Genomic DNA, 16,081 nt, shown 5'->3' with positions numbered 1-16,081 from the left:
CGAGTTAAAAACGTTTAGTTAAAGAAACCTTTCAATAAACCATCAACGGCTTCTTTGGTTTTCTCGTCTTTGATCTTGTCCGTTAGCTTGTTCACACCACGGTCAATTTCTTTCTGTGCTTTCTGCTTCAACACATCATCAAAAACAAGTGCGAATTTCGGGTCAGCCCACTGGCCAGTTACCTTAATTGGGATCGTCACATCTTTCAGATCGTCGATGCTCTTACCGCCCTGACCTTCAAGTGAACCCACAATCGATGTACGAACAAGGAAGTCTACGGTTTCATTGATGAAGTTCGCTTTACCTTGACCGGTTACACGTAACAATGGCGACTGTGCTGATAAGTCGTTCGTTGAAACCCAACCTTTATCCACTTTCAGCGTCGCTTTCATTGCACTGAAGTCCGTTTTTTGAGCTTCATTTGTGCTTTCAACTTTCTCGCCCTTGATCTTAGCGTAGTTTTCTCGAATCAGTTGAGCTACGTTGATGCCGTTAACTGCACCATCTTCAAAGTTAATCGCGATAGTACCGACTAGGTTTTTCTTGATACCCGTCGGAGTCAGACTCTTACCTTTCACGTTGACATCAATATTACCGGTACCTTCCAGCATATCGTTATCTGCAACATCAACCAGTAACGGTTGTACTTTCACGCCTTTAATTTTCTTCTTAGCCGTGTAAGTCGCCGGTGTTTTACGAGCGTCTAACTTTGCAGTAGCAGAAATAGAACCTTGGTAAAGATTCGAGGTGAATGAGGTTAGCTCTGCGATACCACGGTTAACCGAAAATGCCGTTTTAACATTCTGCATCTTCGCGTTGTTCGCCTTGAACTTATCAATCGTGATGTCACCTTTCACGTCTAACGTTTTCAGAGCCGACAGATCAGGTTCCACTTCTTGAGCAGGAGCTGAACTACCTGAGTTTGACGTTGAGCCACCAGCAGAACCAGAAGGCGCTGTGCTCGCGGTTTCTGTTGTATTGCCTAAGCCTAGGAATTCATCTAAATCAATATTCGGGCTATGAAGAGAGAAACGAACCTTTGGTATTTCAGATAGGGTTACGTCTGCTTTACCGTCTAATGCAATAGCGTTAGCTTGTAGCTTCTCTAACACAAAGCTCAGGTGGCTCTTGTTCAGATCGAAGCTTAAGTCAGACAGCATGTCGACTTTCATTGGAGACTGAGGAAGCGTGTCGCCTTTGAATGTTGAGTCTAACGTTAATTTGTTCAGCGTTACTTTTGAAATCGCACTATCAACAGTAAGTTCACCGCCACCTTTAAGATCAAGGTCAAGGCCAGCCGCGTTACCGATTACAGCGTAAGTCAGTTGGTTTACCTTATCGAACTCAAACGTATTCAAGCCAATTTTTGCTGACTCAATCGACGTCGCTGGATCATTGAACTTAGCGTTTAAGTCGATATTACGAAGTGCGTAACTTGCGAAGCCTTCAGCTAACTTGAACTCTGCGCTACCTTCCGCAGAGAACTTCTGTTGATTGTTTTCACCAGAAGCTGCAAACGTCGCGGTTGTCCATGTATCAACGGCAAACTCAGAAAGATTCAAAGACACATCGTATAGCTTAGTGAATGAACCCGCTTGCTTGTCGTCCATTTCAAATAATGCGTTTGATACAGTTACGCCCGCAAGGTTGATCGTCCAACCCGATGCGTCTGTGGTAGTTTGCTCTTGAGGGGCAGGCGCTGATTCAGAACTTGTGTCTGCTGCAGGCTCAGATTCTTGAGGCGCTGACGCTTGCGTTAGTGCATCAATGTTCTTGCGACCATCTTTAAGCGTTTCTAAATAGAATTCTGCACCATCTAGAGTAATGTTGCCGATCTCTAATTGGTTGCTAAATAGCGGAGTAACCGAAACATCAACACCAACCGTATCAACCTTAAATAAGTTCGGTTGGGTGAACCCTTCAGGGTTACGCAATTCAGTTTGACCAAGTTCAAAGCCAATGGATGGGAAGAATTGCCAGCTGATATCCCCCTCGATCACGAGCTCTAGGCCTGTGTGTTTTTGGGCTTGTTCGACAATTAATGGCTTAAATTGGTTGGGATTCACTAACAGCACTAGTGCCAGAATTGCTGCAATTACAACAAACACTGGTACAGCTATGAAAATGAGTAGTTTCTTCATCCGCATATTCCTTGCTTAGATTCCAAAAGAAAGTGGCACTATAAAAGTGCCACTGATTCGGTAAAAAATAAAGCTAAGTGAGTCACTTAGGCAAAATTTTATTCGATTAAGACTTCAACAACTTCGCAATGTGCGCTTTTAGCACATCAATCGCAATACGGTTTTTACCACCACGAGGAACGATGATGTCTGCATGTTGTTTTGAAGGCTCGATAAACTGCATGAACATTGGACGTACTGTTTCTTGGTATTGCTTTAGTACTGTATCCATTGTGCGACCACGCTCTTCAACGTCACGCTTAACACGGCGTAGTAGACAGATGTCTAGTGGTGTATCCATGAACACACTTGCGTGCATTAGGTTACGAAGACGTGGGTCTGTTAATAGCAGAATACCTTCTAAAATGATCACTTTCTTAGGAGTAAGTGTAGTCGTTTCAGAAGTACGTGTGTGTTCTGTGTAGCTGTACTCTGGTACTTCTACAGCATTGCCACTCATCAGCTGCTGTAAATGCTCACATAACAGATCATGGTCCAGTGCATTTGGGTGATCGTAGTTAGTTTTAACACGCTCTTCCATACTCAAGTGGCTTTGGTCGCTGTAATAGCAATCTTCCGTGATAACACCAATTTGATGGTCGCCTACTTTTTCGCGCAGCTCATTATAAATCGTACTAGCAATCAGACTTTTTCCTGAAGCTGAAGCGCCAGCGATACCTACGATGACACATTGATTATTATCAGACATTATTTTGCACCCGATATGGTTTGGTGGTGGGAATAGATAAACCGCCTGATTATAGGGGCTAAAGCACCGAGATTCTAGTCGCCATTTTAGCAAATTGCAGTCAAATTGATGATCTCAATACATTTACTTAAGACAATCGTTTGCTTTCAAATAACTTGCCTACAACTATTTGCACAGGCTTGCCAACTACCTAACCAAAAAACGATAGTTGTGCAAAAACCACGGGCTGTTTATCTAAACCACTCATTATCTATACCGCGTTGAGGTTCGCGCTTACTATTCAACCATAGAAAAGTTGATCGCTTCTGGTCGCGCTTTACCCGTCCAAAACATTTTAGCCGCGACGTTTTCAGCAAGCTCAAGGTAGTGACGTGTATGTTCGCTATCAGGGCGACGCACTACCGTCGGGCAACCGGCATCGATGTCTTCGCGAACATCAATATGCAGTGGGATTTGCGCTAAGATATCGAGGTAGAACTCTTCAGACATAGCCTCTGCGCCACCAGCGCCAAAGATATGCTCTTTCTCACCACAGTGACTACATATATGGTAGCTCATGTTTTCAACTAAGCCTGCTACAGGCACACTCACTTTATCGAACATCGCGACACCTTTACGTGCGTCTGCTAATGCTAGATCTTGAGGAGTAGTCACAACCACCGCACCGGTTACTGGGATTTGCTGGGATAGAGTTAACTGGATATCACCTGTGCCCGGTGGCATATCGATAACCAGGTAATCCAGCTCTGGCCATACGGTTTCATTCACAAGCTGACCGAGTGCTTTTGCCGCCATCGGACCACGCCAAATAGCGGCATCATCTTTCGATACAAGGTAGCCAATTGAATGAGTGAAAATACCGTGTGCTTCGATTGGCATCATCCACTTATTGTTTTGCACTTCTGGCTTCGCATCTAACTGCCCTAGCATCATAGGAACCGATGGGCCGTAGATGTCCGCATCCAACAAACCGACTTTTGAACCAGATTTAGACAAAGCCAACGCAAGGTTAACTGAAGTCGTTGATTTACCCACCCCGCCCTTGGCAGAAGTGACGGCAATAATATTCTTCACGCCTTTAAGTGGCGTTGATACCGTCGTTTCAAGTGCCGATGGCTTGACCTTCACTTCAAATTGAAAAGCACTCACAAGCTTTTGTTCAATCTGAGCGTTAATCCAATTTTCCAGGTCAACAGCAAGCTGATTCGCAGCGAAAGGCAAAGTAATAACAAACGATCCGCGAGGATCAACTGAGACAATGTTTTGGTGTAGCGCCCACTCTGGGATGAGGATTGGTGACTCAAACTCATTCAACCATGAACAGAAATCTTGCTTCGAAGTAAAGTTACGCATTGGGGCTCCTTTTTTTATTTATGCTATCACCCACGAGATGAAGACTGAACCCCTAAAAAACTAGGGGAATCCTTTGTCTGATACCTTGGCGTATCACACGTTATAAAGTAGTATTACCAATCAAATTTATACCTATCAAAAAAGCGAATTATTAAGTATGGCAACTGATCCAAGACAACTTTTGGTAACTTGTGCGCTTCCGTACGCTAACGGCTCTATTCACCTTGGTCATATGCTTGAGCATATCCAAGCTGATATCTGGGTTCGATACCAGCGTCTACGTGGCAACACTGTAAACTTCATCTGTGCTGACGATGCTCACGGCACGCCAATTATGCTTAAAGCTCAACAGATGGGTATCACGCCAGAAGAGATGATCGCTGCTGTTAGTGAAGAGCACCAAAAAGACTTCGCTGGCTTTGATATCAGCTTTGATAACTACCACAGCACACACAGCGACGAGAACCGTGAACTGGCTTCTCACATCTACCTAGAACTTAAAAAGAACGGTTTCATTTCTAGCCGTACTATTTCTCAGCTTTTCGACCCTGAGAAAGAGATGTTCTTACCAGACCGTTTCGTAAAAGGTACTTGCCCTAAGTGTAAGTCAGAAGACCAGTACGGTGATAACTGTGATAACTGTGGTGAGACATACAGCCCAACTGAGCTAATCGATCCTAAGTCAGCAGTTTCTGGCGCAACTCCAGTAATGAAAGACTCTGAGCACTTCTTCTTCGATCTACCTCAGTTTGAAAGCATGCTAAAAGAGTGGACACGTTCTGGCTCACTGCAAGCTGAAACAGCAAACAAAATGCAAGAGTGGTTCGAGTCTGGTCTACAACAATGGGACATCTCTCGTGATGCACCATACTTTGGCTTCGAGATCCCAGGCGAAAAAGACAAGTTCTTCTACGTATGGCTAGATGCACCAATCGGCTACATGGGCTCATTCAAGAACCTATGTGACAAGCGCGACGATCTAGACTTTAACGAGTACTGGAAGAAAGACAGCACCGCTGAGCTTTACCACTTCATCGGTAAAGACATCGTTTACTTCCACAGCCTATTCTGGCCTGCAATGCTAGAAGGTTCTGGTTTCCGTAAGCCAAACAACGTATTCGTACACGGCTACGTGACTGTAAACGGCGCGAAGATGTCTAAGTCTAAAGGTACTTTCATTAAAGCAAGTACGTACCTAAATCACCTAGACCCTGAATGTCTACGTTACTACTACGCTGCGAAACTAAACAGCCGTATCGATGACCTTGACCTTAACCTTGAAGACTTCACTCAACGTGTAAACGCTGACGTAGTAAACAAGATTGTTAACTTAGCTTCTCGTAACGCTGGCTTCATCACTAAGCGCTTCGAAGGCAAGCTAGCCGCTGAATTTGCAGAACCAGAGCTATACAACGAATTCGTTGCTGCTGCAGCGCGTATCGGTGAGCTATACGAAACTCGTGAATTCAGTCGTGCTATCCGTGAAATCACAGCACTAGCAGATAAAGCGAACCAGTACATCGACGAAAAAGCACCTTGGGTTCTTGCAAAAGAAGAAGGTAAAGAGAAAGAGCTTCAAGAAGTTTCTTCTGTTGGTATCAACCTATTCCGTGTCCTAATGGCTTACCTGAAACCAGTGATGCCTGAACTTGCGGCTCGCACTGAAGCTTTCCTAAACGAAGAGCTAACGTGGGAAGGTGTTGCTACTCCGCTAACTGATCACGAGATCACTAAGTTCAAAGCGCTATTTAGCCGTATTGATCCTAAGAAAGTGGAAGCGATGATTGAGTCTTCTAAAGAAGACGCAGCAGCAGAAATGGCCGCTAAAGAGAAAGCAGAAGCTGAGAAAGAAAAAGCAAGCCAAACAGAGCTAGACAAAGAACCAATCGCTGAAGAGATTGAATTTGACGCGTTCGCAGCCGTTGATATGCGTATTGCTCGTATCATCTCATGTGAAGAGGTGCCAAAAGCGAACAAACTACTGAAGTTCCAACTGGACATCGGTGGTGAGACTCGCCAAGTATTCTCTGGCATCAAGTCAGCATACAAACCTGAAGAGCTAGAAGGTAAGCTAACTGTTATGGTTGCAAACCTAAAACCTCGTAAGATGAAGTTTGGTATGTCTGAAGGCATGATCCTAGCAGCGGGCCCTGGCGGCAGCGACCTATGGATCCTTGAGCCACACGAAGGTGCTCAACCTGGTATGCGTGTAATGTAATTCTGGCGTCTGTCAGATAAAGCATTCACTGCCAAATCCCTGATGTAACTTAACTTGAAAGAGTTAATAGCATCGGGGATTTTTTATATCTACCGAAAATCGGCGTTCTCTGTTAGAGTCGCCGTCAACTATGCTAAGTAAAGTATGACAAGGTTATCGGCAGCAATACGCCGTTTGAAGCCGCTTTACTCTCTAAACCTTTTAGGACACCTCTGTGACTAACAACGAAATTTTGCGTCGTATTCAACACGCACTAAACCTTAAGAACGCACAAATCATCAAAGCTATCGAGCAAGCGGATGTGACTGTTGCCCACGACCAAGTGATTAACTGGCTAAAAGCGGATAACGATAAGTCATGCTCTAAGATGAAAGACAAAGAGTTAGCGGTATTCCTAAATGGTTTCATTAACCTTAAGCGCGGTAAAAAAGAAGGGGCTCAGCCAAAGCCTGAAGTTGCACTTACCAACAACATGATTTTCATGAAGCTACGTATTGCGTTGAACATGAAAGCAGAAGACGTGCTCGATGTATTAGAAGTGGTGGGTATCAGCCTAAGTAAGTATGAGATTGGCGCCTACTTCCGCAAGCCAGAGAACAAAAACTACAAAGTGTGTGAAGACCAATTGCTTTGTGATTTTCTAAATGGCGTTCAATTTACTCACCGTCCTGACTCAGAAGAGTTTGCGGGTTAAATAACAATCGACCAAGTTAACCAGACTCTTAATAAATAAAAAGCGGCGAGATAATTGAATTATCTCGCCGCTTTTCTTTGTTCTTACTTTAGCAACTGACTAAGTTCACCAAAAAGATTAGCTGTCGTCTTCCGTAAAGTTTGTTGGTAACGTCGTTTTCATTTCGTTCCAGATCTGTGCACTTGCGATACCGTAATTACGAATAACCAAAGGCAAGTTTTCACGTTGACCGCTCTCACAGATAACGAACAACTCTTTGTAAAACTCCATAGCCAAGCGACGAGCTTCAGGATTAGAGAAGTAGTAGCTACCGATACGATCATAGAGCTTACGTACACCGTTAAAGATCAGACCGTAAATCTGGTTACCTGAATGGAACGCTAAACGTTGGAACAGCATGTAGTCATAAAAGTTGAACGTCTTTGCAATTAAGATCGTCTGACGTTTTGCTTCATCTTTCTCTGTGTCTTCTTTTACTGCTTGCTTAATTTTGTCTGCATACGGAGAAGATTCTAAGAACTCATCCCACGTAGGTGCCGCAAGTAGCGCTTCACACGATTCAATCACATTACTGATTGTACGCTCTGAAGCCTCTTTATTTGCTTTGAATGCATAACGCATGAAAATCGGGCTGATATTAGTACGAGCAGCAAGCAGGTCTTCTACCATCTTGCTTGCGTTATCAACATCCAGCGTCATTAGCGTATCAAGGATATGAAGGCCTGATGTCTCCATAAACTGGTTAACTTTAGTTGGTTTGCCATGTTGGATTGTTAACCAACCATCACGAGCAAGACGTTGTAGTACTTCACGAAGCGTAGTACGTGTAACACCAATTAGCTCAGAAAGCTCACGCTCTGCTGGCAAGATAGAACCTGGAGGGAAACGGCCATTCCAAATACTTTCAATGATATACTTTTCTGCAAATCCTGCCGGGCTCTTCGCCTTAATGACCATCTACACTTCAATCCAATTAAATTATTTTCTTCTAATTTACTCATCATACCACTAGTAAAGGCGAGCGGAAACACCCTCAAAAATTTTACTCCCCCAAAACACCAGTAGAGCTAAAGCTCTAAAGTTAAGCTCATGTTTCCGTCCAAGGTTTGCAAAGCAAGTCTATATAAATCAGCATTTCAACAAATAATTAACACAATAAATTCACTTTAAAATCAACGACATTGGTCATATTTTCAAAGCTATCAAATTGCAATATTAAGTTGTAATAATCATATATAAACCGTCTTTATTCTGTAAATTTCAATCATTTCGCTGAAATATTGATTCTAGTCGGTTTTTATCACATTTTAAGTGGTATGCTTCCGCTACTTTGATCGCGTTTCTCACACAAAAAAGAGGTATTTTAGGTGCTACAGGGCTTTTCCTGTTGACTAAATGTTATCTAAGAGTAGAGTTGCGCTCAAAAATAAGCAGTGCTTGAGTTTCTAAGGGAGTGACTTGGCAAGACCACAGAACGTTACATGGAATGTAGTTTTTCTAAGTCACTGTTAGTTATAGTTTTTAACACTTTCTATAGCTCGATTCTCAAAATGTTGTATTGCTTGTCTATTCATAATCAACATAAAAGAGTATTAACATGCCGATGTCTCTCGGAAACGCTTTTATCAAGAATTTCCTTGGTAAAGCTCCTGATTGGTATAAACTTGCCATCATTTCCTTTTTAATCATCAACCCGTTTGTTTTCTTCCTAGTTGACCCATTTGTTGCGGGCTGGCTATTGGTGGTTGAGTTTATTTTCACCCTAGCTATGGCTCTCAAGTGCTACCCTCTTCAACCGGGTGGCTTATTGGCAATTCAAGCCGTTGCGATTGGCATGACCAAACCTGAAATGGTTTATCATGAGCTGCAAGCAAACCTTCCAGTATTACTCTTATTAGTATTCATGGTTGCCGGCATTTACTTCATGAAAGAACTTCTTCTGTTCATTTTCACGAAGATACTGCTCGGCATTCGTTCTAAGATCATGCTTTCTGTTGCGTTCTGTGTCGCAGCAGCATTCCTATCAGCTTTCCTAGATGCACTAACTGTAATCGCAGTTGTGATCAGCGTGGCTGTGGGCTTCTACTCGATTTACCACAAAGTGGCATCGGGCAAAGGCTCTAACTCTGCACACGACCATACTCACGATGAAGAAATCTCTGAACTAACTCGTGAAGACTTAGAAGACTACCGTGCTTTCTTACGCTCGCTACTGATGCACGCTGGTGTAGGTACTGCGCTAGGTGGTGTAATGACCATGGTTGGTGAACCACAAAACTTAGTTATCGCTAAACAAGCAGGCTGGGAATTCGGTGAGTTTATTATCCGTATGCTTCCTGTAACATTGCCTGTTTTCTTCTGCGGCATTCTAACTTGTGCGCTTGTCGAGAAATTCAAAGTATTCGGTTATGGCGCAAAGCTGCCAAACAACGTTCGCCAAATCCTAGTTGAGTTTGACAACAAAGAACGTGAAAACCGAACTAAACAAGATGTTGCAAAGCTTTGGGTTCAAAGTGCAATCGCAGTTTGGCTTATCGTTGGCTTGGCACTTCACGTTGCTGAAGTTGGTTTAATTGGTCTTTCAGTTATCATTTTAGCGACTGCGTTTACAGGTGTAATCGAAGAGCACTCTATGGGTAAAGCTTTTGAGGAAGCGCTACCATTTACTGCGCTTCTTGCTGTGTTCTTCGCTGTCGTTGCAGTAATCATCGACCAAGCACTATTCAAGCCAGTAATCGATGCGGTTCTTCACGTTGAAGATAAAGGCGCTCAGCTTGCCCTATTCTATGTAGCCAACGGTATTCTATCGATGGTTTCAGATAACGTGTTCGTAGGTACGGTTTACATCAACGAAGTGAAAACAGCGTTAGTTGAAGGCATTATTACTCGCGACCAGTTCGACCTGCTTGCTGTTGCTATCAACACAGGTACTAACCTACCTTCTGTTGCAACACCAAACGGTCAAGCTGCGTTCTTATTCCTATTAACGTCTGCACTTGCGCCGTTAATTCGACTGTCTTACGGCCGCATGGTAATCATGGCCCTGCCATACACTATCGTGCTAGCACTGGTTGGCCTTGCAGGCATCGTATACTTTGTTGAACCGATGACGGCATGGTTCTATGACGCAGGTTGGATCATTCAGCGCACGGGCGAAGCGGTTGCTCCAGTGATCTCTGGTGGTCACTAAGCTACACACTGTGTCGCAAAGCACAAAATGTGTAACTCACTAATCAAAAATATTAGTTGATTAGGAAACTTATCCAAGATAAAAAGCTCTGAGTATTCAGGGCTTTTTTATTTTATAGACGGGATTTAATTCGTGAACTTTTTTGTAATGCTCAAAGACTTCTCTAAGGGACGTTTATCTTGGCTTTTACTGCTAGCATTTATCGTATTTTTTGAGGCTTGTGCGCTGTTCTTTCAGCATGTCATGATGCTTGGCCCTTGTGTCATGTGTATTTATGAACGTGTGGCAATGCTAGCTATTGGTGTCGCGGCCATGATAGGCGCTATCGCCCCGAACAATCCAATCTCGCGCTGGCTTGGCCTTGCTGGCTGGGGTTTTGGCGCATACAAAGGTTTAACGTTGGCTTTGGAGCACGTTGATTACCAGTTCAACCCGTCTCCATTCGCAACCTGTGACCTGTTCGTGACCTTCCCTAGCTGGGCACCTTTAAACCAATGGGCTCCGTGGATGTTTGAAGCCTACGGTGACTGCAGCAAGGTCGTGTGGCAGTTCTTGTCGCTTTCTATGCCGCAATGGCTTGTCATTATCTTTGCAGGCAACTTAGTGGCGTTCGGTTTCGTGGTCATTTCTCAATTCGTTAAATCCAAAAACAGCTAGGGCGCGTTGACCTTTCGTGGTTAAATTTTGTTCGGGTGGGGACGCCTAGTCAAAAGCGTTTTAATCGCGGCGAGGGAGAAGTAGCCTAGTCATTCTAAGCAAATCTCCCTCAACAAAGAGTAAAGCGCTTTTAGTCGAATCCTTCGGGCAGCGTTTGCTGGTCATTTCTACTGCGTTATCGGCTTATCATGTAGACTAGCTACACATCAAAGCCTCTGCCTTGTATAAATCCCCAGCAATTCGCTGCAAAAATCAGCTCAAAAGATCAACACGCCCTAGTCACTCACGCTTTACAAAAACTAAAAAGTCGACCTTAGGGTCGACTTTTTGTTATCCAATCTTTGTCGTTTTCTAAAGAACAGCGCTTGAAACGATTAACTGTTCTTACCACAGCATTGCTTGAATTTTTTACCGCTTTCACACGGACAAGCATCGTTACGACCGATATCTTTAAACGGATTCACGCTCTGAGATTTATTGCCCAGCATTGCTTCATCAGCGGCTAGTGCAACTTCTGAAATCATCAAGTCGACTTGTCCGACAAGATCTGCAAGCGCAGGCGGGTTCTCTAGTCCAGCCGCCACCATTTGCTGTTGAGTTTGCTCTTCATCAATCGCGAGCATCAATGTCGTCAGCAGAGCTTGAAGCATACGTAACGTGCCGTCAGCAACACTTACGGTTTGCCATTGCTCTTCTACGGTTGGCCAGACCATCATGAAACCTTCCGCGAAATCAGCGAATTGTTCAGTAAAGTCACCTTCAGAAAACACATCTGTCAGTAAGTATTCACTACGCTGAATGAGGTTGTGCTGGCGGTTAATCTGTTCTGTCACGATTGCCACAAGCGCTTCACCCGCTTCTGGAGCAATAATCGCAAGCCACGCTTCTGGCTCTAGCGGCTTAGTGGCTAGGTTAGAAGCAAGAATTGCCCCTTCAAGAAACTGCGGAGTAATGTCGGTAATTGATTCTGGTAGGCTTAATAATTGATATGTCATGAAAGCTCTGGATATTGGGCATTTTCCATATTATAACGCTATCCCATGCATCATGTCGCCATTAACCGATTGAACGAGCCTCATCGTAAGCAAAGCCACACTCATAGTGACAATCCTGTGGTCAAGCCGTACAATCACGCCTCTTTATTTTCAGGACAGAGATGTTTCGGTAAATCAGCATGCGAGTAATACTTGGCCCTATGGAGGGCGTTCTAGACCATCTAATGCGTGAAATTCTCACAGAGCTCAATGATTACGACCTCTGTGTAACAGAATTCGTCCGTGTTACTGATCAACTATTACCACCGCATGTGTTCCATCGCTTGTGCCCTGAGCTTCACCAAGGCTCTCAAACGATGGCGGGCGTCCCTGTCCACGTTCAACTGCTTGGCCAACACCCAAAATGGATGGCAGAGAATGCGATTCAAGCTGCGAACCTTGGTGCAAAAGGAATCGACCTAAACTTTGGTTGCCCAGCAAAAGCGGTAAACAAGAGTAACGGTGGCGCATCATTACTGAAAGAGCCCGAGCTTATCTATCAAGTTGTTAAAGCGACCCGAGAAGCCGTTCCTGAGCACATCCCTGTTTCGGCTAAAATTCGTTTAGGTTGGGAACACCCAGATGAGTGCTTTGAGATTGTCGATGCGATTGAACAAGCCAAAGCGGACGAACTGACGGTTCATGCAAGAACCAAAACCGGTGGCTATAAGGCAAGTGAAATAAAGTGGGATTACATTAATCAGATCCGCCAGAAGACATCGTTACCTTTGATCGCGAATGGTGAGATTTGGAATTATCAAGACGGTCAAGATTGCATTAAAACAACAGGTGTCGATTCACTCATGGTATGCCGTGGCGCATTCAACGTTCCAAATCTTGGTAACGTGGTTAAGCACAACCACCAGCCAATGCCATGGATAGAGGTGATTGCTCTGCTGTTACGCTATTCAGAGTTCGAAATTGAGGGCGATAAAGGTCTTTACTATCCAAACCGTGTAAAACAGTGGTTTGTGTATCTGCGAAAAGAGTACCCAGAAGCGGAAGAGCTGTTCCGAGAAATCAGAACCTACAAAAAAGCTGCGCCTATCGTCGAGCAGATCAAACGCTACCAAGAACTGTACAATCAGCCTGCATAGATCTCCGCTCTCGAACTGTCTATTAAAGCATGTAGACTAAACAACGTGGCTAGAATTCGATACGATCTTTACCGGTCGTTTTAGCCACGTAAAGCTTCTCATCAGCAAACTTAAATATCTCTTCAAAGTTAAGCTTGCTCTGCTCTGTCTCTACAATGCACACACCACCAGATACTGTGAATCCATTCGGAATAATATCTGTTGAATTGGCGCAAATCGCTGTTTTTACACGATCGAGTGTTCGCATCAAAGTCTCGCGATCATCCCCTTTCAGATAGACTACAAACTCTTCGCCACCAAACCGGGCAGCAACATCACTACTGCGTATGCTACTCGTGATTTGGCGTGACATGTAACGAATGACATCATCGCCTTTATCATGACCGTAGGTGTCATTGATCGACTTAAAGTCGTCAATATCAAAAACGGTCAAAGCAAACAGCTGGTCATGCTCTACTCTACGCCAAAATGCTTCCAACCCGCGTCGATTCAGCAACCCCGTCATTGGATCTTTAGCCGCAAGCTCTTTGAAATAACCCCTTTCAATATTAGAGTTAACGTAGAAGAAAATAGTCACAGAGAACAGATACACAATAATGGCAACGATAAGGCTGTCTTTCTCATAAACAAAAAAGTGCTCAATCTCTTTCACTAAATCTAACTCATAGTACATCGCGTGATGCGAGGCGACACCTTCGAGGTTAATCCCATGATAGAAAGCTGCGTTAGCGTTCGGCATCGTTAGAGTTGTGTCTATGATATCGATACGACCAGCCAGATGTTCGTTAGAGTTTGCCAACAGCCGACCCGCGTTTATATCAACCGACAACATTCCTTGGTGCACGCCTTTATGGAACACAGGAATAGTCATACTAATCATGCGATCAAGAGAATCAAAACGATAACCAGGGCCAGAGAGGGTCAGTTGATCGGGGTTATTCGCAGTTTTCTGCCAGTATGGGCGACTCTTAATGGTCGATAACAACTCTTTACTCAACCCTTTGGCAAAATCCTCTGGCGAAGAGATCACATAACCACGAGTATCAATGAAGTGTACACCGTCGTGGTATTCATCAAGTTGAGATAAGAATGAAAGAATCGGGGCAAGTGCGATCTTTTCTGATGCACTTTTGTAGCTATCACTGCTTTCGGAACAGAGGGACTCTTCGCCAATCAACATATAGTCGATATCAACAGAGGGAATATCTGAAGTTTTACCATCCGCTAGGAGTAGCACATCAATAGGCCAGATTTGGCAAAGTCCATTCACTACATGTTTATTGTGATCAAGAAAAAGCGGGTTTCCTGATTTGTAGTAGTTAGAGAAGCTGTAGTCTAGGGCTGTGACCACTTTTGTAGTTCTTTTAAATACATCTTCGATACGATGAAACTCGCTGTCGATGTCTTTTTTCACCGAATCGAAATGGTTCTTTCCGATTAAACCAAGCAGCATTGCCGCGATCACCGCGGGAAACCCGAAGACAAAGGTAAGGCTAAAGTGCCTATTTACTTTCATATAATGTGCTCTTAGCGCTCAGCTATTTTCATTTACCCCATTAATATTATTACATTAATCGCCAACCTGCTCGACGTAAAATAATGTAAATTGATATTAACGGTACCGCTCTCGGTGAAATAACTGCTTATAAATGAACAAAATAGATAAAAGTTAACGCGTAGAACAGCGTAGCGCCATTTGATGGAAGGCGATGCTAGCACCGTTAACAATATGACTTATGTCTAATTCGCTAAGCTCATGCTATCCAACGCCATCACCGGCTCACTATCGCACGCTCAATCACTGACTTTGGCACCGTAACACCTAGCTCGCGAGCTGCATCCAAGTTAATCACCAATTGCGAACTCTGTGCGGTCTTTACGCTCAATTTACCGGGCTTTTGACCATTCAAGATAGCAGAAACATAATCCGCGGTTTGTACTCCAACGTCGTAATAGTCTAACCCTAAACCAGCAATAGCCCCCTTCCCTACATAAGACGTTGCCCCTGCGACCACTGGCGTCCCCGCTTGGTTTGCCGCTTCAATAAGGCCTTCAGCACCGCTAGCAACCGTATTATCGGTCAGCGCGTAAATTACGTCGGAGCGCTTGGCCACTGATTCTGCTTTAGATTCCACATCATCAATGGTCAGCGCCTTTTCTGTATAGAGCTCATAGCCAAAATCACGCGCTGCTTTTTTTAGTAGCCCAACTAAAGCGACCGCATTAGCTTCTGCCGGGTTATAGACCACGCCTATAGAGTTCGCCTCAGGAAGAAGCTCTTTGATTAGGGAGACATGCTGAACAATTGGAGATAGATCAGAAAGGCCAGTCACATTGCGTCCCGGTTTTTCAAATTGCTTAACAAGCCTTGCTCCGATTGGATCGGTTACGGCCGTAAACACAATAGGAATGGTTCTCGTAGCTGACACCAAAGCCTGTGAGCTCGGCGTGGCGATGCCCACCAAAACATGTGGGTTTTCGCTCACAAGTTCTCTGGCAATTTTCGCTGCCTGAGCTGGGTTTCCATCGGCCATTTCATAAGAAAACTCTAAGTTTTTTCCAGGTTCATAACCTTTTGCTCTTAGCCCTTCAAGAAGCCCTAAACGTGTCGCGTTTAAATCTGGGTGATCGACCACTTGTGACACCGACACTTTCGCAATGTTTGCCATCACACTGCTAGTCCATAGCAGCAGAGAACAGCTCAAAACTGCCGTTAATACTTTTTTTACTAAACCCATTCACACTCCCTGAATCAAGCTTCCGTTGTTATTGCTCGATCAAAGAGAACAACATCAAATCACTATTGATATTATTACCAGTAACAATTGATAACTTGAAGTGATATTTAACAAAAACACAACAAGGCTCGAATTATGCGAGGAAAGCTAGGTTTGCTTTGGGACACGATAAGAAATGGGGTGAATAAGATATGCAAGGGTTAGCTCTGAG

General features: G+C 44.1%; 12 protein-coding genes. 5 read left to right on the top strand and 7 right to left on the bottom strand.

Annotated elements, in window-relative coordinates; translation table 11 throughout:
- Window positions 1-14: 14 nt before the first annotated feature.
- The 3 genes from F0232_RS07165 to apbC all read right to left on the bottom strand — a co-directional run bounded on the left by F0232_RS07165 (window position 15) and on the right by apbC (window position 4,242).
- On the bottom strand, window positions 15-2,141 hold the full coding sequence (locus F0232_RS07165; protein ID WP_105057407.1) for an AsmA family protein: 2,127 nt from the start codon (window positions 2,139-2,141) through the stop codon (window positions 15-17).
- A gap of 106 nt (window positions 2,142-2,247) precedes the next feature.
- The gene (udk, locus tag F0232_RS07160) at window positions 2,248-2,889 is read right to left on the bottom strand and encodes a uridine kinase (protein ID WP_004737367.1); all 642 of its coding nucleotides are present in this window, start codon (window positions 2,887-2,889) and stop codon (window positions 2,248-2,250) included.
- Between the two features lie 276 nt (window positions 2,890-3,165).
- Window positions 3,166-4,242: an iron-sulfur cluster carrier protein ApbC gene (gene apbC / locus F0232_RS07155; RefSeq protein WP_105057408.1), complete on the bottom strand. Its 1,077-nt coding sequence runs from the start codon at window positions 4,240-4,242 to the stop codon at window positions 3,166-3,168.
- Between the two features lie 157 nt (window positions 4,243-4,399).
- Between apbC and metG the strand changes: the two genes are divergently transcribed.
- Window positions 4,400-6,460 carry a methionine--tRNA ligase gene (metG, locus tag F0232_RS07150; protein WP_105057409.1) on the top strand — a complete coding sequence of 687 codons (2,061 nt, stop codon included), beginning with the start codon at window positions 4,400-4,402 and terminating at the stop codon, window positions 6,458-6,460.
- A gap of 214 nt (window positions 6,461-6,674) precedes the next feature.
- Window positions 6,675-7,154, top strand: coding sequence for a DUF1456 family protein (locus F0232_RS07145; RefSeq protein WP_105057410.1), 480 nt, complete (start codon window positions 6,675-6,677; stop codon window positions 7,152-7,154).
- Window positions 7,155-7,271: 117 nt separating this feature from the next.
- Here F0232_RS07145 and fadR read toward each other — a convergent pair whose 3' ends face one another.
- Window positions 7,272-8,111, bottom strand: a complete 840-nt coding sequence (fadR, locus tag F0232_RS07140) for a fatty acid metabolism transcriptional regulator FadR (RefSeq protein WP_008220261.1) — start codon at window positions 8,109-8,111, stop codon at window positions 7,272-7,274.
- 640 nt (window positions 8,112-8,751) lie between these two features.
- Here fadR and nhaB point away from each other — a divergent pair.
- Together nhaB and dsbB are read left to right on the top strand one after the other, a co-directional pair.
- Entirely contained in the window at window positions 8,752-10,344 is a 1,593-nt protein-coding gene (gene nhaB, locus F0232_RS07135) for a Na(+)/H(+) antiporter NhaB (protein WP_102426095.1), read from the top strand.
- Between the two features lie 147 nt (window positions 10,345-10,491).
- The gene (gene dsbB, locus F0232_RS07130) at window positions 10,492-11,001 is read left to right on the top strand and encodes a disulfide bond formation protein DsbB (RefSeq protein WP_061033789.1); all 510 of its coding nucleotides are present in this window, start codon (window positions 10,492-10,494) and stop codon (window positions 10,999-11,001) included.
- A 374-nt stretch (window positions 11,002-11,375) separates the two neighbouring features.
- Here dsbB and F0232_RS07125 read toward each other — a convergent pair whose 3' ends face one another.
- Entirely contained in the window at window positions 11,376-11,996 is a 621-nt protein-coding gene (locus F0232_RS07125) for an SEC-C metal-binding domain-containing protein (protein WP_105057411.1), read from the bottom strand.
- A 179-nt stretch (window positions 11,997-12,175) separates the two neighbouring features.
- Between F0232_RS07125 and dusC the strand changes: the two genes are divergently transcribed.
- Window positions 12,176-13,132 (top strand): tRNA dihydrouridine(16) synthase DusC, encoded by a 957-nt coding sequence (dusC, locus tag F0232_RS07120; RefSeq protein WP_102424921.1) that lies wholly within the window; start codon window positions 12,176-12,178, stop codon window positions 13,130-13,132.
- A gap of 49 nt (window positions 13,133-13,181) precedes the next feature.
- Here dusC and F0232_RS07115 read toward each other — a convergent pair whose 3' ends face one another.
- Window positions 13,182-14,648 (bottom strand): sensor domain-containing diguanylate cyclase, encoded by a 1,467-nt coding sequence (locus tag F0232_RS07115; protein WP_061033792.1) that lies wholly within the window; start codon window positions 14,646-14,648, stop codon window positions 13,182-13,184.
- A 256-nt stretch (window positions 14,649-14,904) separates the two neighbouring features.
- Window positions 14,905-15,870, bottom strand: a complete 966-nt coding sequence (locus F0232_RS07110) for an ABC transporter substrate-binding protein (RefSeq protein WP_105057412.1) — start codon at window positions 15,868-15,870, stop codon at window positions 14,905-14,907.
- Window positions 15,871-16,081 lie beyond the last annotated feature (211 nt).

The sequence above is a fragment of the Vibrio sp. T3Y01 genome (assembly GCF_013114525.1).
Classification (GTDB): domain Bacteria; phylum Pseudomonadota; class Gammaproteobacteria; order Enterobacterales; family Vibrionaceae; genus Vibrio; species Vibrio chagasii_B.
The sequence above is the reverse complement of the archived record's forward strand: the minus strand, read 5'-3'. Positions and strand labels throughout refer to the sequence as shown.

Bases quoted from the DNA above. Each gene is read 5' to 3' on its own strand.
- F0232_RS07165 (WP_105057407.1), bottom strand. From the start codon at position 2,141: ATGAAGAAACTACTCATTTTCATAGCTGTACCAGTGTTTGTTGTAATT.
- udk (WP_004737367.1), bottom strand. From the start codon at position 2,889: ATGTCTGATAATAATCAATGTGTCATCGTAGGTATCGCTGGCGCTTCA.
- apbC (WP_105057408.1), bottom strand. From the start codon at position 4,242: ATGCGTAACTTTACTTCGAAGCAAGATTTCTGTTCATGGTTGAATGAG.
- metG (WP_105057409.1), top strand. From the start codon at position 4,400: ATGGCAACTGATCCAAGACAACTTTTGGTAACTTGTGCGCTTCCGTAC.
- fadR (WP_008220261.1), bottom strand. From the start codon at position 8,111: ATGGTCATTAAGGCGAAGAGCCCGGCAGGATTTGCAGAAAAGTATATC.
- nhaB (WP_102426095.1), top strand. From the start codon at position 8,752: ATGCCGATGTCTCTCGGAAACGCTTTTATCAAGAATTTCCTTGGTAAA.
- dsbB (WP_061033789.1), top strand. From the start codon at position 10,492: ATGCTCAAAGACTTCTCTAAGGGACGTTTATCTTGGCTTTTACTGCTA.
- F0232_RS07125 (WP_105057411.1), bottom strand. From the start codon at position 11,996: ATGACATATCAATTATTAAGCCTACCAGAATCAATTACCGACATTACT.
- dusC (WP_102424921.1), top strand. From the start codon at position 12,176: ATGCGAGTAATACTTGGCCCTATGGAGGGCGTTCTAGACCATCTAATG.
- F0232_RS07115 (WP_061033792.1), bottom strand. From the start codon at position 14,648: ATGAAAGTAAATAGGCACTTTAGCCTTACCTTTGTCTTCGGGTTTCCC.
- F0232_RS07110 (WP_105057412.1), bottom strand. From the start codon at position 15,870: ATGGGTTTAGTAAAAAAAGTATTAACGGCAGTTTTGAGCTGTTCTCTG.